The sequence below is a fragment of the Mesorhizobium sp. BAC0120 genome, assembly GCF_033542235.1.
Taxonomy (GTDB): Bacteria; Pseudomonadota; Alphaproteobacteria; order Rhizobiales; family Rhizobiaceae; genus JAWRCU01.
In genome coordinates this window covers 66,728-93,070 of record NZ_JAWRCU010000014.1, presented here as the reverse complement: position 1 = coordinate 93,070, position 26,343 = coordinate 66,728, and the positions used below count along the sequence as shown (strand labels likewise).

The 26,343-nt window shown below is 63.9% G+C and carries 23 protein-coding genes and 1 tRNA gene; 17 read left to right on the top strand and 7 right to left on the bottom strand.

The features are described from left to right. The first annotated feature begins 95 nt into the window (after nucleotides 1-95). The 4 genes from SAZ10_RS25710 to SAZ10_RS25695 all read left to right on the top strand — a co-directional run bounded on the left by SAZ10_RS25710 (nucleotide 96) and on the right by SAZ10_RS25695 (nucleotide 3,886). Nucleotides 96-866 carry a (Fe-S)-binding protein gene (locus SAZ10_RS25710; protein WP_318612256.1) on the top strand — a complete coding sequence of 257 codons (771 nt, stop codon included), beginning with the start codon at nucleotides 96-98 and terminating at the stop codon, nucleotides 864-866. Further along, the gene (locus SAZ10_RS25705) at nucleotides 866-2,305 is read left to right on the top strand and encodes a LutB/LldF family L-lactate oxidation iron-sulfur protein (protein ID WP_318612255.1); all 1,440 of its coding nucleotides are present in this window, start codon (nucleotides 866-868) and stop codon (nucleotides 2,303-2,305) included. The genes SAZ10_RS25710 and SAZ10_RS25705 overlap by 1 nt, the downstream gene beginning before the upstream one ends. Next, entirely contained in the window at nucleotides 2,302-2,976 is a 675-nt protein-coding gene (locus SAZ10_RS25700; RefSeq protein ID WP_318612254.1) for a lactate utilization protein, read from the top strand. Before SAZ10_RS25705 ends, SAZ10_RS25700 begins: the two co-directional genes overlap by 4 nt. Before the next feature lie 172 nt (nucleotides 2,977-3,148). Next, entirely contained in the window at nucleotides 3,149-3,886 is a 738-nt protein-coding gene (locus tag SAZ10_RS25695; protein WP_318612253.1) for a metallophosphoesterase family protein, read from the top strand. A gap of 43 nt (nucleotides 3,887-3,929) precedes the next feature. Here SAZ10_RS25695 and SAZ10_RS25690 read toward each other — a convergent pair whose 3' ends face one another. Both SAZ10_RS25690 and SAZ10_RS25685 read right to left on the bottom strand, forming a co-directional pair. Continuing rightward, nucleotides 3,930-4,061 carry a hypothetical protein gene (locus SAZ10_RS25690; RefSeq protein ID WP_318612329.1) on the bottom strand — a complete coding sequence of 44 codons (132 nt, stop codon included), beginning with the start codon at nucleotides 4,059-4,061 and terminating at the stop codon, nucleotides 3,930-3,932. A gap of 199 nt (nucleotides 4,062-4,260) precedes the next feature. Beyond that, the gene (locus SAZ10_RS25685; RefSeq protein WP_318612252.1) at nucleotides 4,261-4,959 is read right to left on the bottom strand and encodes a type 1 glutamine amidotransferase; all 699 of its coding nucleotides are present in this window, start codon (nucleotides 4,957-4,959) and stop codon (nucleotides 4,261-4,263) included. Nucleotides 4,960-5,141: 182 nt separating this feature from the next. On the opposite strand from SAZ10_RS25685, the gene SAZ10_RS25680 reads away from it, so the two are divergent. After that, nucleotides 5,142-5,801 (top strand): hypothetical protein, encoded by a 660-nt coding sequence (locus SAZ10_RS25680; protein WP_318612251.1) that lies wholly within the window; start codon nucleotides 5,142-5,144, stop codon nucleotides 5,799-5,801. 398 nt (nucleotides 5,802-6,199) lie between these two features. Here SAZ10_RS25680 and SAZ10_RS25675 read toward each other — a convergent pair whose 3' ends face one another. Then, entirely contained in the window at nucleotides 6,200-6,370 is a 171-nt protein-coding gene (locus tag SAZ10_RS25675) for a hypothetical protein (RefSeq protein ID WP_318612250.1), read from the bottom strand. 138 nt (nucleotides 6,371-6,508) lie between these two features. Between SAZ10_RS25675 and SAZ10_RS25670 the strand changes: the two genes are divergently transcribed. From SAZ10_RS25670 to SAZ10_RS25655, 4 genes are all read left to right on the top strand, one after another. Next, nucleotides 6,509-7,243 carry a 16S rRNA (uracil(1498)-N(3))-methyltransferase gene (locus SAZ10_RS25670; protein WP_318612249.1) on the top strand — a complete coding sequence of 245 codons (735 nt, stop codon included), beginning with the start codon at nucleotides 6,509-6,511 and terminating at the stop codon, nucleotides 7,241-7,243. A gap of 296 nt (nucleotides 7,244-7,539) precedes the next feature. Continuing rightward, nucleotides 7,540-8,913, top strand: a complete 1,374-nt coding sequence (locus SAZ10_RS25665; protein ID WP_318612248.1) for a glutamate--cysteine ligase — start codon at nucleotides 7,540-7,542, stop codon at nucleotides 8,911-8,913. Between the two features lie 317 nt (nucleotides 8,914-9,230). Beyond that, nucleotides 9,231-10,112: a DUF937 domain-containing protein gene (locus SAZ10_RS25660; protein WP_318612247.1), complete on the top strand. Its 882-nt coding sequence runs from the start codon at nucleotides 9,231-9,233 to the stop codon at nucleotides 10,110-10,112. A gap of 209 nt (nucleotides 10,113-10,321) precedes the next feature. Next, the gene (locus SAZ10_RS25655; protein WP_318612246.1) at nucleotides 10,322-10,531 is read left to right on the top strand and encodes a hypothetical protein; all 210 of its coding nucleotides are present in this window, start codon (nucleotides 10,322-10,324) and stop codon (nucleotides 10,529-10,531) included. Between the two features lie 102 nt (nucleotides 10,532-10,633). Here SAZ10_RS25655 and SAZ10_RS25650 read toward each other — a convergent pair whose 3' ends face one another. Continuing rightward, entirely contained in the window at nucleotides 10,634-10,924 is a 291-nt protein-coding gene (locus SAZ10_RS25650) for a DUF1127 domain-containing protein (protein WP_318612245.1), read from the bottom strand. Nucleotides 10,925-11,094: 170 nt separating this feature from the next. On the opposite strand from SAZ10_RS25650, the gene SAZ10_RS25645 reads away from it, so the two are divergent. Together SAZ10_RS25645 and SAZ10_RS25640 are read left to right on the top strand one after the other, a co-directional pair. Next, nucleotides 11,095-12,051 (top strand): LysR substrate-binding domain-containing protein, encoded by a 957-nt coding sequence (locus tag SAZ10_RS25645; RefSeq protein ID WP_318612244.1) that lies wholly within the window; start codon nucleotides 11,095-11,097, stop codon nucleotides 12,049-12,051. A 253-nt stretch (nucleotides 12,052-12,304) separates the two neighbouring features. Next, on the top strand, nucleotides 12,305-13,345 hold the full coding sequence (locus tag SAZ10_RS25640) for an SH3 domain-containing protein (RefSeq protein ID WP_318612243.1): 1,041 nt from the start codon (nucleotides 12,305-12,307) through the stop codon (nucleotides 13,343-13,345). Here the strand turns inward: SAZ10_RS25640 and SAZ10_RS25635 are convergent. Then, on the bottom strand, nucleotides 13,323-14,294 hold the full coding sequence (locus tag SAZ10_RS25635; protein ID WP_318612242.1) for a DMT family transporter: 972 nt from the start codon (nucleotides 14,292-14,294) through the stop codon (nucleotides 13,323-13,325). The two genes, SAZ10_RS25640 and SAZ10_RS25635, sit on opposite strands and share 23 nt — an antisense overlap. Before the next feature lie 230 nt (nucleotides 14,295-14,524). Here SAZ10_RS25635 and xseA point away from each other — a divergent pair, with 230 nt between their 5' ends. The 3 genes from xseA to SAZ10_RS25620 all read left to right on the top strand — a co-directional run bounded on the left by xseA (nucleotide 14,525) and on the right by SAZ10_RS25620 (nucleotide 17,954). Beyond that, on the top strand, nucleotides 14,525-16,096 hold the full coding sequence (xseA, locus tag SAZ10_RS25630) for an exodeoxyribonuclease VII large subunit (RefSeq protein ID WP_318612241.1): 1,572 nt from the start codon (nucleotides 14,525-14,527) through the stop codon (nucleotides 16,094-16,096). Then, entirely contained in the window at nucleotides 16,093-17,217 is a 1,125-nt protein-coding gene (locus SAZ10_RS25625) for a P1 family peptidase (RefSeq protein ID WP_318612240.1), read from the top strand. The genes xseA and SAZ10_RS25625 overlap by 4 nt, the downstream gene beginning before the upstream one ends. Before the next feature lie 368 nt (nucleotides 17,218-17,585). Next, entirely contained in the window at nucleotides 17,586-17,954 is a 369-nt protein-coding gene (locus SAZ10_RS25620) for a hypothetical protein (RefSeq protein ID WP_318612239.1), read from the top strand. 106 nt (nucleotides 17,955-18,060) lie between these two features. On the opposite strand, the gene SAZ10_RS25615 is transcribed toward SAZ10_RS25620, so the two are convergent. Together SAZ10_RS25615 and SAZ10_RS25610 are read right to left on the bottom strand one after the other, a co-directional pair. After that, nucleotides 18,061-18,137, bottom strand: a tRNA-His gene (locus SAZ10_RS25615). Nucleotides 18,138-18,358: 221 nt separating this feature from the next. After that, nucleotides 18,359-18,826, bottom strand: a complete 468-nt coding sequence (locus tag SAZ10_RS25610) for a phasin (RefSeq protein WP_318612238.1) — start codon at nucleotides 18,824-18,826, stop codon at nucleotides 18,359-18,361. Between the two features lie 247 nt (nucleotides 18,827-19,073). Between SAZ10_RS25610 and SAZ10_RS25605 the strand changes: the two genes are divergently transcribed. From SAZ10_RS25605 to SAZ10_RS25595, 3 genes are all read left to right on the top strand, one after another. Then, on the top strand, nucleotides 19,074-22,808 hold the full coding sequence (locus SAZ10_RS25605; RefSeq protein ID WP_318612237.1) for a histidine kinase dimerization/phospho-acceptor domain-containing protein: 3,735 nt from the start codon (nucleotides 19,074-19,076) through the stop codon (nucleotides 22,806-22,808). 192 nt (nucleotides 22,809-23,000) lie between these two features. After that, nucleotides 23,001-24,059 (top strand): Fe(3+) ABC transporter substrate-binding protein, encoded by a 1,059-nt coding sequence (locus SAZ10_RS25600; protein WP_318612236.1) that lies wholly within the window; start codon nucleotides 23,001-23,003, stop codon nucleotides 24,057-24,059. A gap of 295 nt (nucleotides 24,060-24,354) precedes the next feature. Beyond that, nucleotides 24,355-26,076: an iron ABC transporter permease gene (locus SAZ10_RS25595; RefSeq protein ID WP_318612235.1), complete on the top strand. Its 1,722-nt coding sequence runs from the start codon at nucleotides 24,355-24,357 to the stop codon at nucleotides 26,074-26,076. Nucleotides 26,077-26,343 lie beyond the last annotated feature (267 nt).

Sequence of the window (26,343 nt, the reverse complement as noted above, 5' to 3'; positions counted from 1 at the left end):
TCCAATCTCCCCCCTTGCGGGGGAGATGTCCGGCAGGACAGAGGGGGGCAACGTAGAGCACAAACCTCCACCACGATTCGGAACGGAAGGCACGCATGAACGATGGCTCCTCTGCCCCCCGTGTCGGACTTTTCGTCACCTGCCTGGTCGACCTGTTCCGGCCGACGGTCGGCTTCGCGGCGGTCAAGCTGATCGAGGAGACCGGCTGCACGGTGGAAGTGCCGATGGCGCAGACCTGCTGTGGGCAGCCGGCCTATAATTCGGGCGATCGCGCGGACACGCGCGCCATCGCCGAGAACACGATCGAGGCCTTCGAAGGATACGACTATGTCGTCGCGCCGTCTGGCTCCTGCGCAAGCATGTTGAAGAAGCACTATCCCGGACTGTTCAAGGGCGATCCCACATGGGAGCCGCGTGCGGCGGCCTTTTCGGAGAAAGTGCACGAGCTTGTCAGCTTTCTGGTCGACGTGCGCGGCGCGACTCGCGTCTCGGCGAAGCTCGAGGACACGGTCACCTACCACGATTCCTGCTCGGGCCTGCGCGAGCTCGACATAAAGGCGCAGCCGCGCCGGTTGATCAACTCGATCGAAGGCGTGCAACTCGTCGAAATGCGCGATCCGGATGTCTGCTGCGGCTTTGGGGGTACGTTCTGCGTGAAATACCCGGATATCTCCAACGCAATCGTGGAGAAGAAGACCGAGAATATCGAGGCGTCTGGCGCCAGGACGTTGCTTGCCGGCGATCTCGGCTGTCTGATGAACATGGCAGGCAAGCTGAGGCGCCAAGGCTCCAAGGTCGAGGTGCGCCACGTCGCCGAAGTCCTCGCCGGGATGACCGACACGCCGCCGATCGCAGGGAGGGGCTGATGCAGATCACCTCTCCCGCCTTCAAGCAGAACGCCCGTGAGGCACTGCACGACGCGCAGCTGCAAAAGGCGCTCGGCAATGTCCGCTCGGGCTTCATCGAAAAGCGTCAAAAGGCCGCCGATGCGCTGCCCGAATTCGAAAGCCTGCGTGACAGCGCGCGCGACATCAAGGATCACGCGCTCAAGCATCTCGACCTCTACCTCGAAGCCTACGAGTCGAAGGTGACCGAATCCGGCGGGCGCGTGCACTGGGCCGAGACGGCCGAAGACGCGCGCAACATCGTGCTCGAGATCTGCCGCAGCGCGGATGCCCGGTCTGTGACCAAGGGCAAGTCGATGATCACCGAGGAAATCGGGCTCAACGAGTTCCTCAAGGTGAAAGGCATCCACCCGGTCGAAACGGATCTCGGCGAATACATTATCCAGCTCCGGAACGAGCACCCGAGCCACATCATCGCGCCGGCGGTTCACCTCAACAAGGACCAGGTCGAAGCCGACTTTCGCCGCGTGCACACCGACTTCCCCGCCTCGCGCGACCTCACCGAGCCGGAGGCGCTGCTCGGCGAGGCGCGCGCCGTGCTGCGCAAGGAATATTTCGCGGCAGATGTCGGCATCACCGGCGCCAATTTCCTGGTGGCCGAGACCGGCACCTCGATGATCGTCACCAACGAGGGCAATGGCGACCTCACGCAGATCTTGCCGCGCATCCACATCGTCGTCGCTTCGATCGAGAAGATCGTGCCGACGCTGGAGGACGCTGCGCAGATTCTGCGCGTACTCGCCCGCTCGGCGACCGGGCAGGAAATGAGCGTCTACACGACGCTGTCGACCGGCCCTCGCCGGCCGGGCGACCCCGACGGGCCGGATGAATATCACGTCATCCTGCTGGATAACGGCCGTTCGTCGATGCTCGGCACCGAGTTCCAGGACATGCTGCGCTGCATTCGCTGCGGCGCCTGCATGAACCACTGCCCGATCTATCACGCGATCGGTGGTCACGCTTATGGCTGGGTCTATCCCGGCCCGATGGGCGCGGTGCTGACGCCATCCCTGATCGGCGTCGACAAGGCCGGGCATCTGCCCAATGCTTCCACCTTCTGCGGGCGTTGCGAGAGCGTGTGCCCGATGCGGATCCCATTGCCGAAGATGATGCGGCACTGGCGCGAGCGCGAATTCGAGCGCGCGCTGAACCCTGCGACACAGCGCTACGGGCTGAAGTTCTGGGCCTTTTTCGCGAAACGCCCGGAGCTCTACCGCGCGGCAACCTCGCTCGCGATCCCGCTGCTTCGCATGATTAGCCCGCGCAGTGGCCGTTTCTCTTCGCTGCCGCTCGCCGGCGGCTGGACCAAATATCGCGACTTCCCGGCGCCGGAGCAGCGCACATTCATGCAGCAGGCGCGCGAGAGAGGTCTGACAAAGGAGCGTAATGTACAGGGATGAGCGCGCGCGAGGCGATTCTCAAGAAGGTGCGAGGCGCGCTGAATGCGAGCGCGGGTGACGCCGAACGGGCGGCTGCGGTCGGCGAGCGCCTCGCCAAGGCACCGAAGGGCATCATCCCTGCACGCGGGCAGTTGCCCCGGGCCGGGCGCATCGAGCTGTTCTGCACGATGGCGAAAAAGCTTTCGGCGACCGTCGAACGGGTGGACGGCAAGGATGCCGTACCCAAGGCGGTCGCTGCGTATCTGAGGCAGCGCAACCTGCCCGCGGCCTTGCGCATGGGCGAGGACGATCGGCTTACCGGCATGCCATGGGACAGCGAGCGGTCCCTCCAGGTGAAATATGGGCCCTCCGACGGCAATGACGAAGTGGGGCTCGCCCACGCCACTGCCGCAGTGGCAGAGACAGGGACGCTGGTGATGACCTCAGGCAACGGCAACCCGACCAGCATCAATTTCCTGCCGGAGCACCATCTCGTCGTTGTGGATGCCGACGACATCGACGGCGACCTCGAGGCTGCGCTCGGAAGAATCCGAACGGGCTATGGCAAGGGCAAGATGCCGCGCACGGTGAACCTGATCTCCGGTCCGTCCCGCTCGGCCGACATCGAGCAGAAGATCATCCTCGGTGCGCATGGGCCGCGGGCGCTGCATGTGATCGTCGTGGGTGAGTAGCAGCGTGATGCGGGCAAATTCCTCTTTTTCACGATTCGGCCGTCGTCTTTCATCCGCCACAGCTCTGACGTAAACCGAGAAGAAAGGAAGCCAGCGGCAACGTAGGTGCCCCTTTCCCGTTCTCATGGAAAGGCCAGGACAGCGACCTGCTTGGACAGCGGAAGGGCTTCAGATGACAGGCGTCCACATCAAAGACGCTAAAGGCCCGGATGGATTGCGCATCTACGCCGTCGGCGACATCCACGGCCGGCTGGATCTCTTGAAGGCGATGCACGGTGCGATCGCCAGCCATCTTGCCGAGCGACCGGCCCGCGACTGGCGCATCCTTCATCTCGGCGACTATGTCGACCGCGGCCCGGATTCCCGCGGCGTGCTGGATTTCCTGATCGAGAGGCAGATCGCCGAACCGCGCATCGCCTCGCTCGCCGGCAACCACGATGTGAGCTTCCTCGACTTCCTGGCCGAGCCGAACCCGGACGGGCTGTTTGCCCTGAACGGCGGCAGGCAGACCGCATTGTCATATGGCGTCGAGCTGGATTTCCTCGACCCGTCCGCCTTCCCTGCCCAGTATGAGGCTTTTCGCCAGGTGGTGCCGGAAGCCCATCGGACATTCATGCGGAACCTGGCTTTCTGCCAGACTTTCGGCGACTTCTTCTTCTGCCATGCCGGGATCGCTCCCGAAGTCCCGCTTGAGCAGCAGAGGCCGCGCGACCTGATCTGGATCCGGGAGAGGTTCCTCGACCACGAGGGGCTTCATCCCAAGGTCGTGGTGCATGGCCACACACCCTCTGCCGAACCTGAAGTGCGTCCGAACCGCGTCAGCGTGGACACCGGAGCGTTCGCATCCGGCGTGCTCACCGCCTTCCTGGTCGAAGGCGAGGAGAAGCAGATCATGCAGGTCGGGGTGTAGCGGGCGGCTTGAGGGCTGCGCCCTTCAGGGCAGCGCAGCTGCCTCAGTGCCTGATGGCGCCGACGCCGTAGCCGTCGACGACGGCGTGGCCGCTCGAAGCATCCGCGGCATAAATACCGATGCCGCCGATGGCGATCGCAGCAAGCATGGCGAGGGAAAGAAGAGCAGCCTTCACAGGGGTCATTTCCGGTTTTGATCTTCCCAAATCATGTGGCGGCACGATTAATGAAGTATTTCCGATGCGCGAGAAATTTTACGAAAGAAGACCGCACCGCCCGGGCGGGCCTTCTAGGAGGCAAATACGGCGAAGACCAGTGAAGGTTCCCGGCCCGACTGTGGAAATCGGCGCAAGTTGCAGATATGTCACGCTGGCGTCAGATCGCCTTGACCCAGGCGCGCGCGATGGCGAGACCGACTGTTTCGGCATCGGGCCCATGTCGCGCCGCCTCATCTTCGAAACGATCGGCCCAGTCGGGATGGCGCTCGGCGATCAGCGACCCATAGGCCGCGTTCCAGTCGCGCACCAGCGGCCGATCGGCCTCGAAGTGGAACTGGATGCCATAGGTTGCGCGGCCGATGCGGAAGGCCTGGTTCTCGGCGGCCGCGTTCTTCGCCAGCCGCTCGGCGCGGGCGGGCAATGTGAAGGTATCGTCGTGCCACTGGAAGATCGGGAAGCGCGGGGGCAACGCGCAGAGAACGGCATCGATGCGGGCAGCCTCCGTCAACTCCACCTCGCGCCAGCCGAACTCGCTCGCTGTGCCGATATGGTTTTCCCCACCGAAAGCGCGGGCGAGCATCTGGCTGCCCAGACAGATGCCAAGCACGGCGCGGTCCCCCGCCTCGAATTCGCGCAGCATGTCTAGAAGCTGCGGGAAATAAGGGTATTCGCCGTCCGCCAGCGCATTCTGTCCGCCGCCCAGCACCACAGTGGCGTCGTAGCCATTGACTTCCTTTGGCAAAGGATCGCCGCGATGGGCGCGGCGAAGGTCAATTTTCGCCCCGGCTTCGGCGAGGGCGGTCCCGACCTGCCCGAGGCCCGTATTGTCGTAGTTCTCGACGACCAGAACTTGCAACGGAACCCCTCTTGCTGACAGTTTTTGCGACGCTCGTCGCTTATCATGTGCAGGACGCTAGTGTCCCTGTGATTCTGAAATTCGCACGAGTTGGACACAGGGCTCGGAGCGAATTTCAGAATCACAGGGACACTAAATGAGGCGAACTTCGAAATCACGACACAAGTGAAGAGGAGCAAACCGTGCCGTTGCAGAACCGGGTCGACCCGTTTGGCGAAATCCATGCCGTGGCGGCGCGCGGCATGTTCACCGGAAACCGCGGCGTCATTCACGACCCGGGAACGAAGACGCTGACCACACGGCGGTGGACGACCAAGGCATGGCTGATCTGTCGATGCGAGTTCAAGGGAGTAAGACGCGAGCCGATGGGACGCAATGCGCGCACCGGCAATGCGGGCTGGACGGAGCTGTTCTTCCTCGACGAGGTGACGGCGCTTGCCGCCGGCCACCGCCCCTGCTTTTACTGCCGGCGGGAAAAGGCAAAGGAGTTCGCCGGCAGCTACGCCGATGCTTTCGCAATTGCGGAGCCGAAAGTGATGGATATCGACGCACAGCTGCATAGGGAACGGCTGGCCTCGGCGCCGAAGCCGGCTGCAACCGGCATGCTACTGGAACAGGAAGCCATCGCCGCCCTCCCCGACGGCGCGATGATTGCAGCAAACCGCGATGCCTTCGCCGTCAAGGGCGGCAGCCTGCTACCCTGGACATTCGAAGGCTATGGCGCTGCCGTCTCCAGACAGACCCTTGGCTATGCGAAGGTCACCCTGCTGACACCGCCGACGACGCTCGCCGTGCTGAGGGCCGGTTACCGGGTCGTCTGGCACCCGACGAACGGGCTTTGAATCCAGCTCGACGCGGCGATCGTCGCGTGCACGCATGCCGACGCCAAGCCGACCGTCAATTCGCTCACCGGTTGGTTGCGGCCGTTTAAATGATGTGATTTGTTGGGGTCACTTGCTTCGTGCGCTCGAAGCTAGTCGCGCCGGCTTCTCAAACCCCCAAGCCCCCCGCCCAGAGGAGCCGGCGCGCAAGCTGCTTCCTGTGAGATTCCATCAAGCAGAAGAAAACGCGGCGACGCACGCTAGTTCCAGCACCGCCCCAAGCCCCAGCTTAGCCCGCCCAAACAATCGTGCGTCGCTCGCGTCTGAGATTTACCGTGACGCAAATTCAGCGAAAGCGCTACAGCTTTTGTGCTGCTTCAGGGGAAATGGCGCCGTGTGTGGCGATTTTGTCACCGTATTCAGCGAAAAAAGCGCAAAAAGCTGCCCTTTTGCGCTCTTAAAGCCGGTGCAGACGGCATGCGGGTGCCGGCCGGGTATTGCTGAGAAGCCGATCCGGCCCCGGCCGACGCGCCGAGCTGGAGTAACTCGTTTGGTGGCGCGAGCTCGCCGCCCGGATCCTCGACAAGCATTTCGCAAGTCTCCGGGTCTTTTTGGCTGGATGAAAGCCACCAGTCGGAATTAGAACATCGGCCGGAAGGATGATGTACTACCCGCTATGTTCGCGATCTCTATCGGCCCATTTCGTCTTTAACATTAGACCAACGTCCATGCGAGCGAATTACAAATTGCAACGGCTTTATGTGGCCGGCGACCTCGACTCCGGCCTGCCAGTCAGGCCGGACGCCGCCCAGAGTCATTATCTGGCGAATGTGCTGCGCATGAGCGAGGGCGCCGAACTGCTCGTCTTCAACGGGCGTGACGGCGAATGGCTGGTCCGAGTGGCAGTGAAATCGAAGAAGGCGGTGGAGCTCACCGCAATCGAGCAGACGCGGCCGCAGCCGCCCCAGCCGGACCTCGTCCACTGCTTCGCACCGCTCAAGGCCGGTCGGCTCGACTATCTCATCCAGAAGGCGGTCGAGATGGGCGCCGGCGTGATGCAACCGGTCATCACACAGCACACCCAGGTCACAAAGATCGGCAGCGACCGCGTCAAAGCCAACGCGGTCGAGGCGGCCGAGCAATGCGGCATACTGGCGGTCCCCGAAGTGCGGGAGGCAGTGAAGCTCGATCGGTTGCTCGGCGCGTGGGAGAAGGACCGTCGGCTGATCTTCTGCGACGAAGATTCGTCGACGGACAATCCGCTTGCGGCGCTGCAATCGATCCGGGAAAAGAAGCTCGGGCTGATCGTCGGACCGGAGGGCGGCTTCTCGGACGAGGAACGCAGAGAGCTGCGCGCCCTGCCCTTCGTCACGGCAATTCCGCTCGGACCGCGCATCCTGCGCGCCGACACGGCGGCGGTCGCGGCCCTTGCCGTCATCCAGGCAACGATCGGGGATTGGTGAGCTGGCCCGCAGCGAACTATCTCGGACTGTTCGAGCCCGATCGCCGCCCTTGTCCAGGACTCGCAGCCGGAACGAGGCTCGGGCTCGCTTCGTTCCGCTCATCGCATCGTCAACATTTTTCGCTTGATCGCAGCGCTCGAATTCGGCGATCAAGCGCCGACATTTCGGCCCTAGAGCAGGATGAATTCGAGTGGAGCGTTCATCCTGCTCTAGCTTTTTGTTTCTGGAGCATGATCTTATCCGAAAAGCTGCAACTTTTCGGGATCATGCTTCGCGGGTCCGGAGGGGCAGAGTTTATGGCGCGCGACACCACAGACTTCCGGCCGATCGAATCGGCCGACGAGCTTAGTGCCTATCTGGCGGCCGGCTGCAGGCCGCGCGAGAAATGGCGGATCGGCACCGAGCACGAGAAATTTCCCTTCTATGTCGATGGCAATGCGCCCGTGCCCTATGGCGGTCCGCGCGGCATCCGCACGCTGCTCGAAGGCATGCGACATGCGCTCGGCTGGGAGCCGATCATGGACCAGGGCCACATCATCGGGCTCGTCGAACCGACCGGACAGGGTGCGATCTCGCTTGAGCCCGGCGGACAGTTCGAGCTGTCCGGCGCGCCTCTGGAGACGATCCATCAGACCTGCCGTGAGGGAAATGCGCATCTCGCGCAGCTTCGCGAAATCGCCGAGCCGCTCGGCATACGCTTCCTCGGCCTCGGCGGTAGTCCGAAATGGACGCTCGCCGAGACGCCCCAGATGCCGAAGTCGCGCTACGAGATCATGACGCGCTACATGCCCAAGGTCGGCACGCACGGCCTCGACATGATGTATCGCACCTGCACGATCCAGGTGAATCTCGACTTCGCCTCCGAAGCGGACATGCGACGCAAGATGCAGGTGTCGCTGAAGCTGCAGCCGCTTGCCACTGCGCTCTTCGCCAACTCGCCTTTCACCGAGGGCCGGCCGAACGGCTGGATGTCATGGCGCGGCGAGGTCTGGCGCGACACCGACAACCAGCGCTCGGGCCTGCTGGAATTCTGCTTCGCGCCGGATTTCGGCTTTGCCGACTATGCGAACTGGGCGCTCGACGTGCCGATGTATTTCGTCATCCGCGACGGCCGCTATCACGACATGACGCATCTGACCTTCCGCCAATTCATGGAGGGTGCGGCCCATAACTCGATCCCCGAAGGCGTGCCGACCATCGGCGACTGGGCGAACCATCTCTCCACCCTGTTTCCGGATGTAAGGCTTAAGCGCTTCCTTGAAATGCGCGGGGCAGACGGCGGACCATGGCGGCGCATCTGCGCGCTGCCGGCCTTCTGGGTGGGACTGCTCTATGACGACGAGGCGCTTGCCGCCGCCGAGACGCTCACAGCCGACTGGACCTATCGGGAGGTGCTCGCCATGCGCGACGCGGTACCTGCGCAAGGAATAGCCGCGCAATTCCGCAACTCGGATCTGCGCGGGATCGGGCGCGAGGTGCTCGCCATTTCGCGCATCGGGCTCACCAACCGCGCGCGCAAGAACCGCGACGGCTATGACGAGACGCATTTCCTCTCGACGCTCGACGAGGTGATTGCCCGCGGCACGACAAGCGCGGAGGAGATGCTTGCCGCCTATCACACGCGATGGGGCGGCTCGATCGAACCGGCTTTCCTGGAATATGCGTATTGAGCGCGGAACGGCACTCTGACACCCCGCATTCCTTCGCGCTCCCCTCTGGCCTGCCGGCCATCTCCCCCGCAAGGGGGGAGATCGGCTGTCATTGACGGTTTCACCAATCTCCAACGTTCGCGATTGGCGAAGACATAGCGGCCGTCCCATCTCCCCCCTTGCGGGGGAGATGTCCGGCAGGACAGAGGGGGGCGCGACAGGGCAAGAGCGCTGCAAGTTTCTTTCGAGCGCTTCTCGAGCTCGATCCCGGCATTCCCGCCTCGGCCGCTTTGAGCTAGGCTGTTCGACGACGGTGCGGCGCATTGCGGAGGTCCGATATGGCCACCCTGTTCGATATGCTTGCCAACGCCCAGAACGGCCAGGCCCTCGATCTGATGGCAAGGCAGTTCAATCTCAACCGGCAGCAGATGGAACTTGCGATCGAGGCACTGCTGCCGGCTTTCAGCCAGGGCCTGAAACGCACTATGTCGGACCCTTTCGGCATCGCCGCTTTCATGAACGCGCTCGCCTCCAACCAGTACGGCCAGTACTTCGACCAAGCGTCGCGTGCGTTCTCCCCGGCCGGAGTAGCCACCGGCAATGACATGCTCGGGCAGCTGTTCGGCACGAAAGAGCTGTCACGGGCGCTCGCCTCGCAAGCGGCGCAGGCGACCGGCATCAGCGCGGAGATATTCAAGCAGATGCTGCCCGTGATCGCCTCCGTGCTGATGGGCGGCATGTTCAAGCAGTGGACCGGCCAATTGCAGACAAGTCAGCAGGCTGGTGGCTTCGGCGCCGGCAATCCACTCGGCGAGATCATCGACCAGATGATGAAGCAAGGAGGCCTGATGCCCGGACAGCAGCCCCGCCAGCAGGACACGGTAGACCCGTTCGACAACCCGTTCGGGAAGGTGCTGAAGGACATGTTCGGGGGCGGGACAGCGGCGGGCGCACAGCAGCCGATGCCCAGCGACGTGGACAATCCGTTCGGCAAGATGCTGGAGGCAATGCTGGGGGCTCGCCGCAATGGGCCTGCCTCCGAACCCGATCGGGGCACCCAGCCGCAGCCGCGAGACAACCCGAGTGGGCGACCGCGCAACCCGTATGATGACATCTTCGGTGAGATGTTCGAGACCGGTCGCAAGACGCGCGACGAGTATCAAAAAGGCGTCGAGGATATTTTCGAGCAATTCCGCCGTGGCATGGACCAGCACATATAGAGACACCGCTGAAGGATGAACGATACCGCCCGCGATTTATTGAGCGGCGGTGATCTCTTTGCCGAGCTGGATGGAAGGGAAGTGCCGCTACGCCGGATCGCAGGAGCTACAGACGCCATGATCCCACTGTAGCACCTTGTTTTTTTTCACAGCATGGTTTTATCGGAAAAAGATCTGCAACTTTTCGGGATCATGCTGCAGGTGGTGCGATGCCGTTCAGACATGTTGCCGACCTGGAAGAGAGATCGATCCTTACCGATGCTCTCCATGAGTACTGCCGCGAGAACAAAATCGATTCGGCGAGCCCGGAATATGAGGACGCGCGGCGATTGATGTTGCTGCTGTACGAGCGGGGCGGCCATCGCACCACCAAGGATTTAAAGGCAGCACTTACCGCCGCGATACGGCGCGAGGAATAGAACAGCACGAGATCTCATAAAAATGCCCGGCCTTGGGAGGCCGGGCAGTGAGCAGGCGTCCGGTGGGAAGCCGGAGTGAAGCGGGAACGCCTGCGTAAACTCTCAGCACACCTTGCGGGCGCCAGCGATGTCGTCCTCGGCGCGGCGGCGGACAATGGCGCCGAGCGTTACGGTCGGATCCACGGCAAACGCGTTGCCTACCGCCACGTAGAGGTCCGCGCGAGTAAGGCCTATGTCGGCGAGCTGGGCGTCGGAAAATTCGCCGAGGCGGTAAAATTCGCGTCGGTTCCTGAATGCGCGATAGATGTTGGAGACGGCCCGGAGGGCGTGCACCAGCAGACTCGGACGCGCTGCGAAGCGCGAGGTGGACGAGACGTGTTCAAGTGCGGCCATGGGTCCCTCCTTGGGGCGAACAGCGCCGCCACCCCGCGCGATGCAGCCGGGAGGAAACGGCATCGCTCAAGGGCAGACGGCTGCTTGCGCTCGGACAATGGCAGGCGGCAATTGATTAATCTAACGAATGTTTTTAATCTTTAGCATCAACATTCATGATAGGAATTGCGATGGCCGCCCCGCTTGATCTGGACCAGTTGCAGACCTTCATTGCCATTTCCGATACGGGCAGCTTCACCCGTGCGGCGGAAGAGGTGAACCGGACCCAGTCTGCCGTCTCCATGCAGATGCGCAGGCTGGAGGAGCGCATCGGCAAGCCGCTATTCGAGAAGGACGGCCGCTCCAACAGGCTGACGGAAGAGGGAGAGCGCCTGCTCTCCTATGCACGGCGGCTCATCCACTTGAATCGCGAGACGCTTGCTGCCTTCGACGACATGCGTCTTGAGGGCACGATCCGCATCGGGACGCCCGACGACTATGCCGACCGCTTCCTGCCGGAGATCATGGCGCGCTTTGCCCGCTCCAATCCGCGCGTCGAACTCACCGTCGTATGCGAGCCGACACCCGGGCTCGTCGAACACATAAAGCGCGGCAATCTCGACCTCGCCATCGTCACGCACGACGACGTTAAGGGCCAGTCGGAAGTGGTGCGGCGCGAGCCGCTGCTCTGGGTGACTTCGGCCAACCACGCCACCCACGAGCAGGAGATGCTGCCGATGGCCTTCGGCCGGCCGACCTGCATCTGGCGGCGCGCGGCCTGCGAGGTTCTCGACCGCATGAACCGCGACTACCGCATCCTCTTCACCAGCTTTTCGGCGACGGTGATCACGGCGGCCGTGCTCTCCGGCCTCGCCATCTCGGTGCTGCCCGAATGCGCGCTGAGACCCGGCATGCGCGTGCTCGGCGACGCCGACGGCTTCGGCACACTGCCCGACTGCAAGATCGGCATCATGCGCGGCCATAGCAGCCGGCCGCAGCTTGTCGACGCGCTGGTCAGGCATATCTCCGAGAGCCTCGACAACATTTCAGTGCCTTCCGCCGAGGATAGCGGGACGCTCGATTTCGCGGCTATCGCGACCATGCGTGGCAAGCGGCCGAGGTCCGGGCAGGTCTTGCCCAGCTGGTGATCCACGCTGCGCGAGCTGTTTTTCCGACCTGAACTTGAGCGAAAATAGCGTAAACTGCAGTTTTTGCGCCAAAAAACCGCCTTTTGGGCCCGCTGAAGCGGGGTTCGGCCCCTTCTCCGCCACAATTCGCTTTCACGCTTCCTGCGGCTGGCGGCATTCTTTGCCGCCTGATCGGCTGCTGGAGCTGGCGAGGGCAATCGCTCCACAGGCCGATGGGGCGCTCGACTGTTGAAGTCTGGCGTGGAGAGTGAAAGTGAGTGGTCCCTTACCTGATGCGACCTCGAGGTCGCAAACCGCAGCTATTGTCCCCGAAACAACCAAGGCGGCCAGGCCCCGAGGCGGTCCGAGCCTTGTCTTCGCCATCGCTGTCATCGGCAGCGCTGCACTGCTTACCGCGGGCGGTGTCGTCGCATTCCATGCCGAGCCGACGCAAGGCGCGACCGAGCAAGGCCCCGTGGCGAGCGAGGAAAAACCCATTACGGTCGCCTCGCTCGACCCGACCGACCTCATCGTGCCGGTGCGCAAGGTCACGGTAAAGCCGATTTCGGCGAAGGTCGGGGCACCCCCGCCGGCCGCGCCGAAAGCGCCGCAGGAGGTGGCTGAAGCCGCTGAAACCGATCTGCTCGAGCAGCAGGACCCGCGCTGGGCGCGGACCGATGCCGAGAAAGGCAAGACCGCCTTCGCCTCGGTTCTGCAGCAGACTGCGGCACCGGACCAGAGCGCAATCGTGACGGCTGCAGCCCTCTCGCTCGCGGACCCATTGCCTGCCGAGGCGAAAGACCCGAGCGACGAGACCCGGACCGCCGCGGTTGACCCGGCGGATGTGAAGCCAAAAGACGTTGCGAAGAAAAAGCGCAGCGAGCCAGCCGCCTCCGCGACCCAGAATGACGATCTGGTTCCCGATCTCTCCAGCCCCGGCCGCGGCCGGACGGTGCAGATCATCAAGGGCGTCCATATGCGATCGCACGGGAAGAAAGGCTCGAAGGTGCTCGATACGGTGCCGCGAGGGGTCGATGTGAAGCTCCTCAACTGCAAGGACTGGTGCGAGATCGTCTATAACGGCCGGCGCGGCTTCATCTACAAGGATTTCATCGGAGACGCCCGAGGCGGCAGCGCCGAAGCTGCAAAGCCCGCTAAGGCGAAGACGGTATATACGGTCGACGCCGCCGAAGGGTCGGACCACAAGCCGGAAACGTCCGCCGCAAATGATGAAACGTCCGTCGCAAAGGATGACGGCTCCGCAAAGGACCGCTCGAAGCAGCCCTTCCGGGTCATCTCTTCCCGGTACCAATGACGAGCACGTTGCCGAGCCCGACCAGCGCCAGCCCGGCAACTGCATATGCCGTCCAGGAATAGCCCTCGAAGGCGGTCGAGATCAGTAGCGCGAAGATGGGGAACATCACCGTCGAGTAGCCGGCGCGCGCAGTGCCTATCCGCCCGAGCAGCGTGAGATAGGCGGCGAAGGCGATCACCGTGGAAACGACCGCAAGGAAGATCAGCGAGCCGAAATAGGAAACGGTCGGCTCGATCATGAAGGGCTTGCCGAGAACGAAGGCCAGGAAGCCCGACCAGATCGTGCCGTAGAGCATGCCCCATGCATTGACCGAGACAATCGGGAGGCCGCGCCGCTGATTATAGGCCGAAACCTGGTTGCCCAGGCAGAAGGACAGCGTGCCGCCGACACACAGCAGCAGGCCGGTCAGCGTATCGCCATTGAGACCATGCCTGGCCATTTCGGGGTAGAACATCAGCGCTATGCCGAGAAAGCCTGCAAGCCCGCCGACCAGCACCCGCAATGACGGGGGCTCGCGTGTTATCAACGCGGCAAGCAGCATGTTGACGACCGAAGCCAGCGAGAAGACGACCGAGAGCAGGCCGCTCACCAAATGCAGCGCGCCATAATAGAAGAGCAGGAAATTCGACGAGAACATCAGGACACCGAGCGTCACAAAGCGCAGATGGTCCGACAACGGAAAGGTGAGCCGCCGCCCCGAAACGAGCACCCAGGCGAACATCAGAATGGACGCGATCGCGAAGCGCCAGACGATGTTGACCTCGGGCGAGACGACATCGACCTGCAGCTTGATGGCGAACCAGGAGGCGCTCCAGGAAAGCACCGTGAGCGCATAGAGCCCATAATCGAGCGGCTCGAACGGGCGTGAAGTCATGGCTTTCGACGGGATCGCAGTGGCGGCTTCGGCAGACATCAGCGGGGTGTAGGCACGCGGCAGGCTGCAGTCCATCGCATAGTTCTGATCTTTCGATTGAATGAGGTGATGGGATAGGCTTCCTTCCGGCAGGTCGCATGTCGTCCGGACAAGCGGCTAGATATCGCCTGCGTTAGAGCTGGAGCGCCACGCCGCTCTGCCTCTTGTTTTGCGCATCGGATTCGTCCGAAAACCGTTGCGCACTTTTCGGTCCGATGCGCCAGGCGCCACTTGACCATGCGGTGCCATTGGGTCCCTATCCCTTCATGTCCGATACGCTTTTCACCGATTCGGGGCGCAGCAACGCGACCGAATACACGGTCTCGGAGATTTCCGGCGCGCTGAAGCGCGCGATCGAGGATCAGTTCGGCAATGTCCGCGTGCGCGGCGAGATTTCAGGCTATCGCGGGCCGCATTCGTCCGGCCATGCCTATTTCGCGCTGAAGGACGACCGCGCCCGGATTGAGGCCGTAATCTGGAAGACGACCATGGCGCGGCTGCGCTTCCGGCCCGAGGAAGGCATGGAAGTGATCGCGAGCGGCAGGCTCACCACCTATCCCGGCTCGTCGAAATACCAGATCGTCATCGACAATCTGGAGCCCGCCGGGGCCGGCGCGCTGATGGCGCTGCTCGAAGAGCGAAAGCGCAAGCTCGCGGCCGAGGGGCTGTTCGAGGCTTCGCGCAAGCGGCGGCTGCCCTTCATGCCCAAAGTGATCGGCGTCGTGACCTCGCCGACCGGCGCCGTGATCCGCGACATACTTCACCGCATCAAGGACCGCTTTCCCGTCCACATCATCGTCTGGCCGGTGCGCGTCCAGGGCGACACGGCCGGCCCCGAAGCAACCGCGGCCGTCGACGGCTTCAACGCGCTGGCCGCAAGCGGCGCCATCCCGAGGCCGGACGTTCTGATCGTGGCGCGCGGCGGCGGCAGCCTGGAGGATTTGTGGGGCTTCAACGACGAGGCGCTCGCCCGCGCCGTGGCGGCTTCCGGCATTCCCGTGATCTCGGCGGTCGGTCACGAGACGGACTGGACGCTGGTCGACTTCGTCGCCGACATGCGCGCGCCGACCCCGACTGGCGCGGCCGAGATGGCAGTGCCGGTAAAGGCGGAGCTGGAGGCCGGCCTTGCTTCGCTTGGCGCGCGGCTGAGGGCCTGCGCATCGCGCGGCATCGATCGCAGGCGGCAGGCGCTGCGGGCCGCTGCCCGCGCCCTGCCCTCGGCCGACCAGCTGCTTGCGTTGCCGCGCCGGCGCTTCGACGAGGCGACGAGCCGGCTTGCGCGCGGCCTGGTGGTCAACACGGAGCGGAAACGGGCGCGGCTCGGCGCGGTCCGGCTGTCGCCGGCGGTCCTCACGCGGCGCGTCACGCAAGGCCGCAAGGATGTGCGTGCCCTCTCCGACCGGCTGCTTGCGGCTTTGCGTGCCGAAGTGCGTGACCGGCGCTCGCGCTTCGAGCGCGACGCGCGGCGGTTCGACCCGGCCGTGCTCACCCGCCGCCACCAGGCTTTCCGGGAGCGCCTCGGCGTGCTGCAGAGCCGCGGCGACCGCTCGATCGAGGTTTCGCTGGAGCGCCGCTTTTCGCGCCTGGTCCAAGCCGACCGGCTGCTCTCCACGCTTTCCTATCAGGCGGTGCTGGAGCGCGGCTTCGCAGTTGTGTCCAACGCGGACGGGACGATCGTGAAGAGCGCCGCTTCGATCTTTGCCGGCGAGCGACTGACGCTGACGCTCGCCGACGGCAAGGCCAATGCGATCGCCACCGGCGAAGCCGCAAGCCGGACGCAGCGCACGAAACTTTCCAGGAAAGGCGCTGATCCGGACAGGCAAGGGAGCCTCTTTTGATCGGCATTCCGCAGCACCACGCCGCCACCCCTTCCGGAAAGCCGCGCGCCCGCGGCTACGGCATCCCCTTCGACGGCGTGCCGGGCGCCCTCAATGCGATCACCGACGTGCCCGGCGTCGCGGTCGGCTACACCACGCTGATTTCAGGGTCGGGGCCGCTCGTGGTCGCCAAGGGCCCCGTGCGCACCGGCGTGACGGCGATCCTGCCGCGGCCAAAGGCGGAGCTCGCTCAGCCGGTCTTTGCCGGCATCTATTCGATGAACGGCAATGGCGAGATGACCGGCTCGCATCTCATCGAGGAAGTCGGCACGTTCAACTTCCCGATCACCATCACCAACACGCATTCCTGCGGCGTCGCGCATGACGGCACGCTGCGCTGGATGCACCGCCTGCTGCCGGGCGCGCTCGACGCCTGGGGCCTGCCGGTCGCGGCCGAGACCTATGACGGGTTCCTGAACGACATCAACGGCCATCACCTGACCTTCGACCACGTGGCCGCAGCACTCGACGGCGCAGCAGCGGGGCCGATCGAGGAAGGCAGCGTCGGTGGCGGCACCGGCATGACGGCTTTCGGCTTCAAGGCCGGCTCGGGAACCGCCTCGCGTGTCGTCGAATGGCAGGGCAAGAGCTTCACGCTCGGCGTTTTCGTGCAGGCAAACTACGGCCGCAGGCACAATCTCACCATCCGGGGAGCCCGTGTGGGGCCGGAACTCGTCGAGCCAGCAGTGATCGACAACACGCCGCAAAAGGAGAAAAGCTCGATCATCGGCATCGCCGCGACCGACGCGCCATTCCTGCCGCACCAGTTGAAGCGCATCGCGCGGCGCATGCCGCTCGGCGTGGCGGCGACGGGCGGCTACGGCTATCACAGCTCCGGCGACATCTTCCTCGCCTTCTCCACGGCCAATGCGGAGGCGGCCGGCGCAACGCAATCAGAACTCGCCACCGCATCGTACATCCCCGACCCGGAGATCAATATCTTCTTCGACGCCGTCATTCAGGCAACCGAAGAAGCCATCCTCAACGCCCTCACCGCCAACGAGGACATGACCGGCCGCGACGGGAATTTCGTACCGGCGCTGCCGCGCCCGTGGCTGGAGCGGAGGTTTTCGGCAGGTTAGGAACGATTTCCAATCGCCTGTGCCGCCGGTCGACGCCTTCGCCTTACAAGACTTAACTGAGGCGGACGAGTTGCCAATCACCTCCCTTTCCGCCCAGAGCAGTCGTCTATGAGGTCGACCCCCGCTCCGGTTCGCTTCGCGAACCACCTCTCCCCCGATCGACGCCCGATCGACGGGGGAGAGGAAGCGCCGGTCGCAATGCCAGGCGCCCTTCCTCTCCCCTTTTGAGGACTTTTGAGGGGGAGAGGTGCCGAGCGAAGCGAGGCGGAGCGGGGGTCTTCGGCACCTACCCGATTGCCTTGTCCGTCCGCCCGACATGAAACCGAAACGTCCTCCGTTCGTTGGAACCTCCTGAAGGAGGACCACAAATGCGCAGTCTATTGATTAAAGCGGCTTTTTCGCTGGCGGTCGGCGCCGCGGGTTTACCAGGGCTTGCAGCCCCGGCATCTGCACAGGATTTGGAGCTTCGGCTCGACCGCCACGGCCCACAGCTCAGGATGCGCCAGGCCTGCGACCCGGACGTCGAGGATTGCAACGACGACGGCTACCGTTACGCTCAGCGGCGCGGATGCACGGAGGACCGGGCGCTCAACAAGGCGGAAGACATGGGGATCCGGCGCGCCCGCGTCGCCTACGCCGGCGAGCGCACGATTCGGATCCGCGGCCGGTCATATGACGGCGATCGGGTCGCTGTGACCTTCGGCCGGGAACGGGGTTGCCCGGTGCTCGAACCCTGAAGCTGGGGCTTAATGGTAAAGCGTCTATCTATCCAGACGAGATAGTGCCTCATTGACGAGGTTCGGTCGGCCCCGCCGCGTCGGTGCAAATCGTCATATGCGAGAATGGTACGGTTGGGTGGGTTCGAACCACCGACCTCAGGAGCCACAATCCTGCGCTCTAACCAGCTGAGCTACAACCGCACGGGCCTTTATCGGCGAGCCGTGAGATACGGGTAATTCTAGGATATTTCAAGCGGGATGGAAGCCTGTCGACCATTTCGCCAGTTCTTAGGCAAAGAAAAAGGCCGGGGGAGGAGGTCCGGCCTTTTCCTATTAGAGGCCAGCGGGAGGAGGATGCTGGCCTGGCCCGCAAGACGGAGGGAGGAGGATCCGCCTCGCGGGTGTCTGGTGACCCTAACTCGTCAGGCGACCTTGAGTTCCTTGATCGCCTTCTCGAAAACGTCTTTCATCGGTTTGGAGACGTCTTCGGCGGCCTTGCTGGTGACGGCCTGCAACTCCTTGGCCTGCTCGACGGCCTTATCGACGCTCTGGCGCATGAAGGCCGTCTGCAACTCGATCACCTCGGCAAGCGACTTCGCGCCGACCAGCGCCTCAATATGGGCGAAGCTCGCTTCGGAATTGGCGCGCAGCGCCGCGATTGTCTTCAGCGTGATGTCGTTGCCGACCGACTTGACGGTCTCGTAAGTCGATTCCAGCGCTTTCTGCGCCTCCTCGGCGCCGGTCTTCAGCTTCGCGTAAGCTTCCTTCGACTGCTCGATGCCCTTCTCGGCGAAGGCGCGAACCTGATCGGCGGCCTTGGAGGTGTCGAAGGAGGGAAATTCAACGTTGGCGACGGTATCGTTCTCGATGCTCTTGGTGGTCCTGGGCATTTTCCTATCCTGTAAATGACGGCGTTGATTTCGGTCGCCGTTCGTTGATGATGGGATGAAGAATAGCAAATCTCTTTGTGCAGTGCAACATTTTTGTTGCGCTGCAAAATCAACGACTTCGAATTAACCACGTGCCGAGAGATTCCGGTGGGCTCGGCAGCGGCGTTGTGGACGCCGGCAGGCTGGAGTTTTATTAATAAAGTCTTAATTTCGGGGGCTTCCGAGCATTCATTCCCACCGGTCAGAAATGCCGTCAGGTCAATATTCCTACATCGATATCGCTGCGCTCGACCCGATCCGCACACGCTTTGCCGAAGGCGAGGCGATGGCGATCCTTACACCCGCGCTGGATGAGGTGATCTGGGCGAATGGACCGGGCGCCGTGCTGTTCGGCTATTCCGACATCGGCGCCATCATCGGCATGGAGCCACAGATCGGGCTCGCGGCCAAGCGCCAGATCATGGCGGCGCCCGGTTATCCACGGATCGGCAAAGACAGGGCAGTCACCGTCCGGCTGGCGAGCGGTCTGATGAGCCGCGCCATCTCCTTCAGCGCGAGCGAAATCGAGCTGCCGGGCGGCGAGCAGGCGATCCTGCTCGCCGTGCCCGCAGCTTCAGCGGCCTGGCGCAGCCCGGCCGAGACGGCAAGCTGCGCCATTGCCGGGCTCGACCAGGACGGGCACTATGCTGCCATCGTCGATGGCGGGGGCAAGCTGGTCGCGGCTTCGAGCGGCTTCGAGCGGCTCGGCATAGCGGCTCATGTGCTCGGCGCACTGGCAAGCGAGGCGAGAAGCGAACGGCTGGTCAAGCGCATGCTGGAGGCCGGAGACGGCTTCCTGCCGGCGGGTTTCGTGAGACTCACCGACGAGCCTGCGACTTTTCTGCTCGTGGTGGTCGACGAGGCGCTGGAGGGCGAGGCGTACGAGTCGGAGCCTGTTGCCGACAAGGACGGAGCCTGGCTGCAACGAAGCACCAGCAGCGAAGCTGCCGACCTGACCTCCCCTGCCGATGATCCCGAACGAGCCTATTCGGAGCCGGCCGGAGCAGGAGCGACAAGCGCCGAAGGCACGCCGCGCGACGGCACCGATCTGACACCTGCAGCCGAGGGCCCCGACGCGTCACAAGACAGCGGAGAGGGTACCGGGCGCCAGAAGGGTGCGGCGGACGAGCTTGCCGCCAGGGAAACGGCAATCGCTTCCGACCAGCCGCGCGAGAGTGCGGACGAGGCGCCGGCGCTTGCTGAGGATCGACCGCAAGCGGCCGAACAAGTCCGGCCGGCGGCAAGCCAACCCGAGATGAATGGCCTGGGTGTCCCGGAATCGGCCTCGGCGAGCGCTTTCGATCGCTCCGCGGCACCCGTGCGCTTTGTGTGGAAGACGGATGCCGCGGGCCGCTTTAGCGAGATTTCGCAGGAATTCGCGTCGGCGGTGCGTCTCGCGCCCGGCGATCTCGTGGGGCTCAGCTTTCGCGAGGCTGCAGAAAGGCTCGGCATCGACCCGAGCGGCGAAATAGCGGGGCTGCTCGAACGGCACGACACATGGTCCGGCCGTTCGGTGCTTTGGCCTGTCGCCGGCACGGAGCTGCGCATCCCGGTCGATCTTGCGGCATTGCCGACCTACGACCGCGATCGCAACTTCGCAGGCTTCCGGGGCTTCGGCGTGGCGCGCCCCACCGATGCGATCGTCGATCAGCAGGCGAGCGGCTTCTCTCTCGCCAAGCGGGTCCCGGACGAGCAGGACATGGCGGCGAGCACGGCCGCCGCCGCAGGTGAGAGCGGAGCCACATCCGACGAGGGCGCGACGCCTGGCGAGCAGCAGGCGCCCCGCGCGCCCGCCGAGCACCCAGCTTCGAACGACCCGTTTCAAGGTGAAGTGCCGGCCATTTCGATCGCCGCGAAGCAGGAGCGCCGGCAATCCGACAAAGTGATCCGGCTTGCCGAGCACCGTCCGACGATCGACAAGGCGTTGTCGCCCGGTGAACGTAATGCTTTCCGCGAGATCGGGGATAGGCTGAGAAAGGATAGCGGCGTCGCGGCTCCGGTCGATCCGACCCTGCGGGCCGACAATGATCGCGAGCCACGCCCTGACGCAGCGCCGGAACGGCAGACGTCGCCAGAGGACGAGACCGCACGCATTGGCAGCGGGGCGGAAGGGACATTGCCGGGCCCAGACCTGGATCAAGTAGGCTCGGCAGGGGCGCCGCAAGCGGCCGACGCCGAGGCCGAAAGCGCTGCCACCGAGCTTTCAGAGACCGGGGCCCCGGAAGATGAGGCCGTCGCTGAGCCGGGGAAGACCGGAGATGAGGCCGCGCTGCAGTCAGCGACCGAACGGGAGCTCACTGGTGAAGCTTCCGCCGCGACGGCCGCCGTGGAGGTCGCGCGCGAGGCCGGAACCGCATCCTCCCCCGAGGCTGCAGAGGCACCGCCGGCCGACAGGGTGCCGCCGCGCTATCTTCCCTCGGCCTTCGCGTCGGGAGAGCAGTCAGCCGCGCGCGCACCGCTCGATACCTCGATCCTCGACAAGCTGCCGGTGCCCGTGCTGATTCATTCCGGCGATGTGCTCCATTACGCCAATCGCGAGTTCCTCGACTTCACCGCCTATGCTTCGGTCGAAGAGCTCGATGCGGCAGGCGGGCTCGGCGAACTGTTCGGCGAGCCTTATCCCGCGGAGGACGACGGGGACGAGCCCGGCCGCAAGCTGAGGCTCCGGACCAGTCAGGGCCTCGAACATCCGGTCGAAGCGTTCCTGCAGTCGGTGCCGTGGGGCCAGGGCAAGGCGCTGCTGCTTTCGCTCAGGCGAAGCTGGCGCCAGCCGGTAACCTATCCGGCAATGCAGGCCACCGCCATGCCGGACGGCGATGCCGATCTCGAAGCTCGCATCGCCGAGATGAGAGCCATCATGGATACGGCGACCGACGGCGTGGTGCTGATCAAGCCGGACGGCATGATTCGCTCGATCAGCCGTCCCGCGGAGGCGCTGTTCGGCTTCGACAGCAAGGACGTCGCCGGCAAGCCGTTCACCTCGCTTTTCGCGATCGAGAGCCAGCGGGCGGCACATGACTATCTCAACGGGCTCTCCGACCACGGGGTGGCCAGCGTCCTCAACGATGGCCGCGAGGTGATCGGCCGCGAGTCGCAGGGCCGCTTCATCCCGCTCTTCATGACGATCGGCAAACTGCCGAGCGACAGCGGCTATTGCGCCGTGATGCGCGACATCACGCAATGGAAGCGCGCCGAGGAAGAACTCACCCAGGCGCGCGCGCAGGCCGAACGCGCTTCCTCGCAGAAGACGGAATTCCTTGCCCGCGTCAGCCACGAGATCCGCACGCCGCTCAACGCCATCATCGGCTTCTCCGAACTGATGCTGGACGGGAAGTTCGGGCCGATCGGCAACGATCGCTACAAGGACTATCTGCGCGACATCAACCGCTCGGGCAATCATGTGCTCGACCTCGTCAACGACCTGCTCGACATCTCCAAGATCGAGGCCGGCCAGCAGGAGATGAGCTACGAGGCAGTGTCGCTCAACGACACGCTGGCCGAAACGGTGGCTCTGATGCAGCCTCAGGCGAACCGCGAGCGCGTGATCATCCGGTCGAGCTTCGCCTCGCGCCTGCCGGAGGTTGTCGCCGATCTCAGAAGCGTGCGGCAGATCGCGCTCAACCTGCTGTCCAACGCAATCCGCTACACGCCGGCCGGCGGCCAGGTGATCGTTTCGACGGCCTACGAAGCCTCCGGCGACGTCGTCATGCGCGTGCGCGACACCGGGATCGGCATGAGCCAGCCCGAGATCGAGCAAGCGCTGAAGCCTTTCAAGCAGATCAACGCTCTGAAGCGGGCACGCGGCGACGGTACCGGCCTCGGCCTGCCGCTCACCAAGGCCATGGTCGAGGCCAACCGAGCGCGCTTCATCATCAATTCGACCCCCGGCGAGGGCACGCTGGTCGAGATCACTTTTCCGTCAACGCGCGTGCTGGCCGACTAAGTTTGAAGAAAAGTCCACGATTTCAAAAAGCTGCGTCAAAACCTCCAGTTTAGAATAGTTCTAAACTATTGAATTCATTGGGCTTTGTCTTGACGCTCCTGGCAAGTTCCAGCATTAGCACGACGGCCGCCTAAACAAGCTGCCGATCAGCTATTCCGCGGGACCTTGAATCCCGACGCGAGGAGACGACCAATGAACCGTTCGACGTCGCGCGTGCCGACCATCCTGGCGAGCGCCGCAGCACTTGCTCTCGCCGGCTTTTTCTCAGCCCCTGCTTCGGCCGAAGGCACGGTCAACATCTACACCTACCGGCAGCCGGATCTCATCAAGCCGGTGCTCGACGAATTCACCAAAGAGACTGGGATCAAGACCCAGGTGCTGTTTCTCGACAAAGGCCTCGAGGAGCGCATCGCTGCGGAGGGACAGAACTCGCCGGCGGACGTCATCATGACGGTCGACATCAGCCGGCTCACGGCCACCAAGGCAAAGGGCGTCACCCAGCCACTCGATGACGAGATCATCAACAAGAACATTTCGGCCCAGTATCGCGACCCGGACGGCGAATGGTTCGGCGTCACCAAGCGCGCCCGCGTGGTCTACGCTTCCAAGGATCGGGTGAAGGAGGATCACCTTTCCTATGCCGATCTCGCCGATCCGAAATGGAAGGGCCGCATCTGCATCCGCTCCGGCCAGCACGACTATAATATCGCGCTGTTCGCCGCGATGATCGCGCATTGGGGCGAGGAGAAAACCGAGCGATGGATGCGCGCCTTCAAGGAGAACCTCGCGCGCAAGCCGGACGGTAGCGACCGCAGCCAGGCAAAGTCGATCTATACGGGCGAATGCGACATCGCGCTCGGCAACACCTATTATGTCGGCCTGATGCTCACCAACGAGAAGGACCCGCAGGAGCAGGAATATGCGAGATCGCTCAAAGTGATCTTCCCCGATTTCGGCGCCGACGGCGGCACCCATGTCAACATTTCCGGCATGGCGCTCGCAAAATATGCGCCGAACAAGGACAACGCCATCAAGCTCTTGGAATTCCTTTCGCAGCACGAAGCGCAGAAGATCTATGCCGAGAAGAATTTCGAATATCCGGTCGAGCCGGGGCTGGCGCCATCCGAGATCGTCAGTGGCTTCGGCGAACTGAAGGCCGATATGCTGCCGCTGGTCGACATCGGCAACAACCGCAAGGCCGCTTCCGAAATGGTGGACCGGGTCGGGCTGAATGACGGGCCGAGCAGTTGAACAGAATGGGGTTGTCTCCGATTGAAACGCCGAGCCGGGCTTCGCGCCCGGCTTTTCGCGTTGGTGCGGTCTTCAAGGTAGCTCTTAGGCCAAAGCACTCTACGTTGCCCCCCTCTGTCCTGCCGGACATCTCCCCCTCAAGGGGGGAGATTGGCTGTCGCAAGTGGTTTCGCCAACCGTCCACGTCGCAGGAGATGCGCAGGGGGAGCGGCCGTCCGATCTCCCCCCTTGAGGGGGAGATGTCCGGCAGGACAGAGGGGGGTGCGAAGGGGCGCAAGCTCCTATCGCAATCGTAATGGCCGATTCGCCTTTCCAGTATTCGGCAGAACGCGGCATCATCGGACCGGGCGCCTCACGGTCCACCCGCGTCCGGCGCCCACGCCACCCGATCGCCAGCGCAGTCGCCTTTGCTGTCTCGGCGATCGTGCTCCTGCCCATCGCGAGCCTGGTGCTCATCGCGTTCAGCGGCGGCGCAGAAGAGTGGGGCTACCTGTTTCGGTCGATCCTGCCGAAAGCCAGCTTCACGACGATCTCGCTGCTTTTCGCGGTCGCCGCCTCGACCACAGTGCTCGGCGTCGCTACGGCCTGGCTGGTGGTCGCCTTCGAATTCCCGGCGCGGCGTTTCTTCTCCTGGGCGCTGGTACTGCCGCTTGCCGTGCCGCCCTATCTTGCGGCCTATGCCTTTGCCGAGTTTTTTCTCTACACCGGACCGGTGCAGAGCCTGTTGCGAGCGGCGTTCGGCTTCCGGAGCATGCGCGACTACTGGTTCCCCGACATTCGCTCGACCGGCGGCGCGGCTTTCGTGATGGCCTCGGTGCTCTACCCCTATGTCTACCTCACCGCGCGCATCGTCTTCCTGATGCAGGGCCGCAATATCGCGGACGTCGCGCGCACACTGGGCGCTGCGCCGTGGAAGGTGTTCTGGCGCGTGCTGCTCCCGGTCGCGCGGCCGGCAATCGCCGCAGGCGTGGCGCTCGTGCTAATGGAGACGATCAACGACATCGGCGCCTCGGAATATCTGGGTGTGCAGACGCTGACGGTCTCGGTCTATTCGACTTGGCTCAACCGCGGCAGCCTGGAGGGCGGCGCGCAGGTCGCGCTCGTCATGCTTTTTCTGGTGCTCGTCCTGCTTTTCGCGGAGGACCGGGCTCGGCAGCGGCAGCGCTTCCACACCACTCGCGGCACGCATCTCAAGGTACGACCGCAGCGCATACCGCTCAAAGGCTGGCGGAAGCTGCTCGCGCTTGCCGTCGCTACAGTGCCGGTGCTGTGCGGGTTCGGCATCCCGCTTTACGTATTCGGCAGCTATGCGCTGCGCCGGCTCGACCAGATTGCATCTCCCGACCTGGCTTCCTCCTTCCTCAGCAGCCTGCTCACCGCCTCGACGGCTTCGCTGCTCACAGTGATGCTGGCGCTGTTCCTCATCAATGCCGTGCGGCTGTCGCGCTCGCATTCGATGCGCGTCGCCGTCCGGCTTGCCTCGATCGGCTACGCGTTGCCGGGCGGCATCATCGGACTTGGCCTGCTGTTCGTGCTGGCGCGCTTCGACAATGCCGTCGACGCGCTGTTGCGAAGCTCGCTCGGCATCTCGACCGGGTTGCTGATCTCCGGAACCGCTGCAGCCGTAGTGCTCGCCTGCACCATCCGCTTCCTGGCGCTCGCGGAAGGCGCAGTGCGCTCCGGCATCGAGAAGCTGCCGCCCAATCTGGACGAAGCGGCGCGCAGCCTGGGGCGTTCACCTCTAGGAAGCGCGGCCTCGGTGCTTCTGCCGCTGCTCAGCCCCGCGATCCTGACGGCGCTGGTGCTGGTCTTCGTCGATACGATCAAGGAATTGTCGGCGACGATCCTGCTCAGACCGTTCGGCTTCAACACGCTCGCCACCTTCGTCTACGAGAATGCCTCGCGCGGCGTGCCGGAGGACGGGGCGATTGCAGCGCTCGCCATCATCGTAACGGCGCTCGTGCCGGTCGTGCTGCTTTCCGGCGCTCTGATGCGCGACAAGGAAGCAGCTATGTGAGAGGCTTCGGCCGAACATCGCGTCCGCCAGGGCGGGATAAATGAATTCGTATCGAGTGATTCATCCCCCCTGGCTGCTTGTTTTTGCGGCATGATCTCATCCGAAAAGTCGGCAACTTTTCGCGATAATGCCATTTTCCGCGCGATGCCCAAAAAAAGAGAGGCGCCGAAGGGCGCCTCAGTCCAAAAAATGCTGTGACTACGGGAGCTTGAGGGGCCGACGACCTCCGGGAGTGAAAGTCGGGAGTTCTCTCTCAAGTTGTCGTCG

What these genes read in the sequence shown, in the direction of transcription:
- SAZ10_RS25710 (WP_318612256.1), top strand. Translation starts at nt 96, where the DNA reads ATGAACGATGGCTCCTCTGCCCCCCGTGTCGGACTTTTCGTCACCTGC.
- SAZ10_RS25705 (WP_318612255.1), top strand. Translation starts at nt 866, where the DNA reads ATGCAGATCACCTCTCCCGCCTTCAAGCAGAACGCCCGTGAGGCACTG.
- SAZ10_RS25700 (WP_318612254.1), top strand. Translation starts at nt 2,302, where the DNA reads ATGAGCGCGCGCGAGGCGATTCTCAAGAAGGTGCGAGGCGCGCTGAAT.
- SAZ10_RS25695 (WP_318612253.1), top strand. Translation starts at nt 3,149, where the DNA reads ATGACAGGCGTCCACATCAAAGACGCTAAAGGCCCGGATGGATTGCGC.
- SAZ10_RS25675 (WP_318612250.1), bottom strand. Translation starts at nt 6,370, where the DNA reads ATGCTTGTCGAGGATCCGGGCGGCGAGCTCGCGCCACCAAACGAGTTA.
- SAZ10_RS25670 (WP_318612249.1), top strand. Translation starts at nt 6,509, where the DNA reads ATGCGAGCGAATTACAAATTGCAACGGCTTTATGTGGCCGGCGACCTC.
- SAZ10_RS25665 (WP_318612248.1), top strand. Translation starts at nt 7,540, where the DNA reads ATGGCGCGCGACACCACAGACTTCCGGCCGATCGAATCGGCCGACGAG.
- SAZ10_RS25660 (WP_318612247.1), top strand. Translation starts at nt 9,231, where the DNA reads ATGGCCACCCTGTTCGATATGCTTGCCAACGCCCAGAACGGCCAGGCC.
- SAZ10_RS25655 (WP_318612246.1), top strand. Translation starts at nt 10,322, where the DNA reads ATGCCGTTCAGACATGTTGCCGACCTGGAAGAGAGATCGATCCTTACC.
- SAZ10_RS25650 (WP_318612245.1), bottom strand. Translation starts at nt 10,924, where the DNA reads ATGGCCGCACTTGAACACGTCTCGTCCACCTCGCGCTTCGCAGCGCGT.
- SAZ10_RS25645 (WP_318612244.1), top strand. Translation starts at nt 11,095, where the DNA reads ATGGCCGCCCCGCTTGATCTGGACCAGTTGCAGACCTTCATTGCCATT.
- SAZ10_RS25635 (WP_318612242.1), bottom strand. Translation starts at nt 14,294, where the DNA reads ATGGACTGCAGCCTGCCGCGTGCCTACACCCCGCTGATGTCTGCCGAA.
- xseA (WP_318612241.1), top strand. Translation starts at nt 14,525, where the DNA reads ATGTCCGATACGCTTTTCACCGATTCGGGGCGCAGCAACGCGACCGAA.
- SAZ10_RS25620 (WP_318612239.1), top strand. Translation starts at nt 17,586, where the DNA reads ATGCGCAGTCTATTGATTAAAGCGGCTTTTTCGCTGGCGGTCGGCGCC.
- SAZ10_RS25610 (WP_318612238.1), bottom strand. Translation starts at nt 18,826, where the DNA reads ATGCCCAGGACCACCAAGAGCATCGAGAACGATACCGTCGCCAACGTT.
- SAZ10_RS25605 (WP_318612237.1), top strand. Translation starts at nt 19,074, where the DNA reads ATGCCGTCAGGTCAATATTCCTACATCGATATCGCTGCGCTCGACCCG.
- SAZ10_RS25600 (WP_318612236.1), top strand. Translation starts at nt 23,001, where the DNA reads ATGAACCGTTCGACGTCGCGCGTGCCGACCATCCTGGCGAGCGCCGCA.
- SAZ10_RS25595 (WP_318612235.1), top strand. Translation starts at nt 24,355, where the DNA reads ATGGCCGATTCGCCTTTCCAGTATTCGGCAGAACGCGGCATCATCGGA.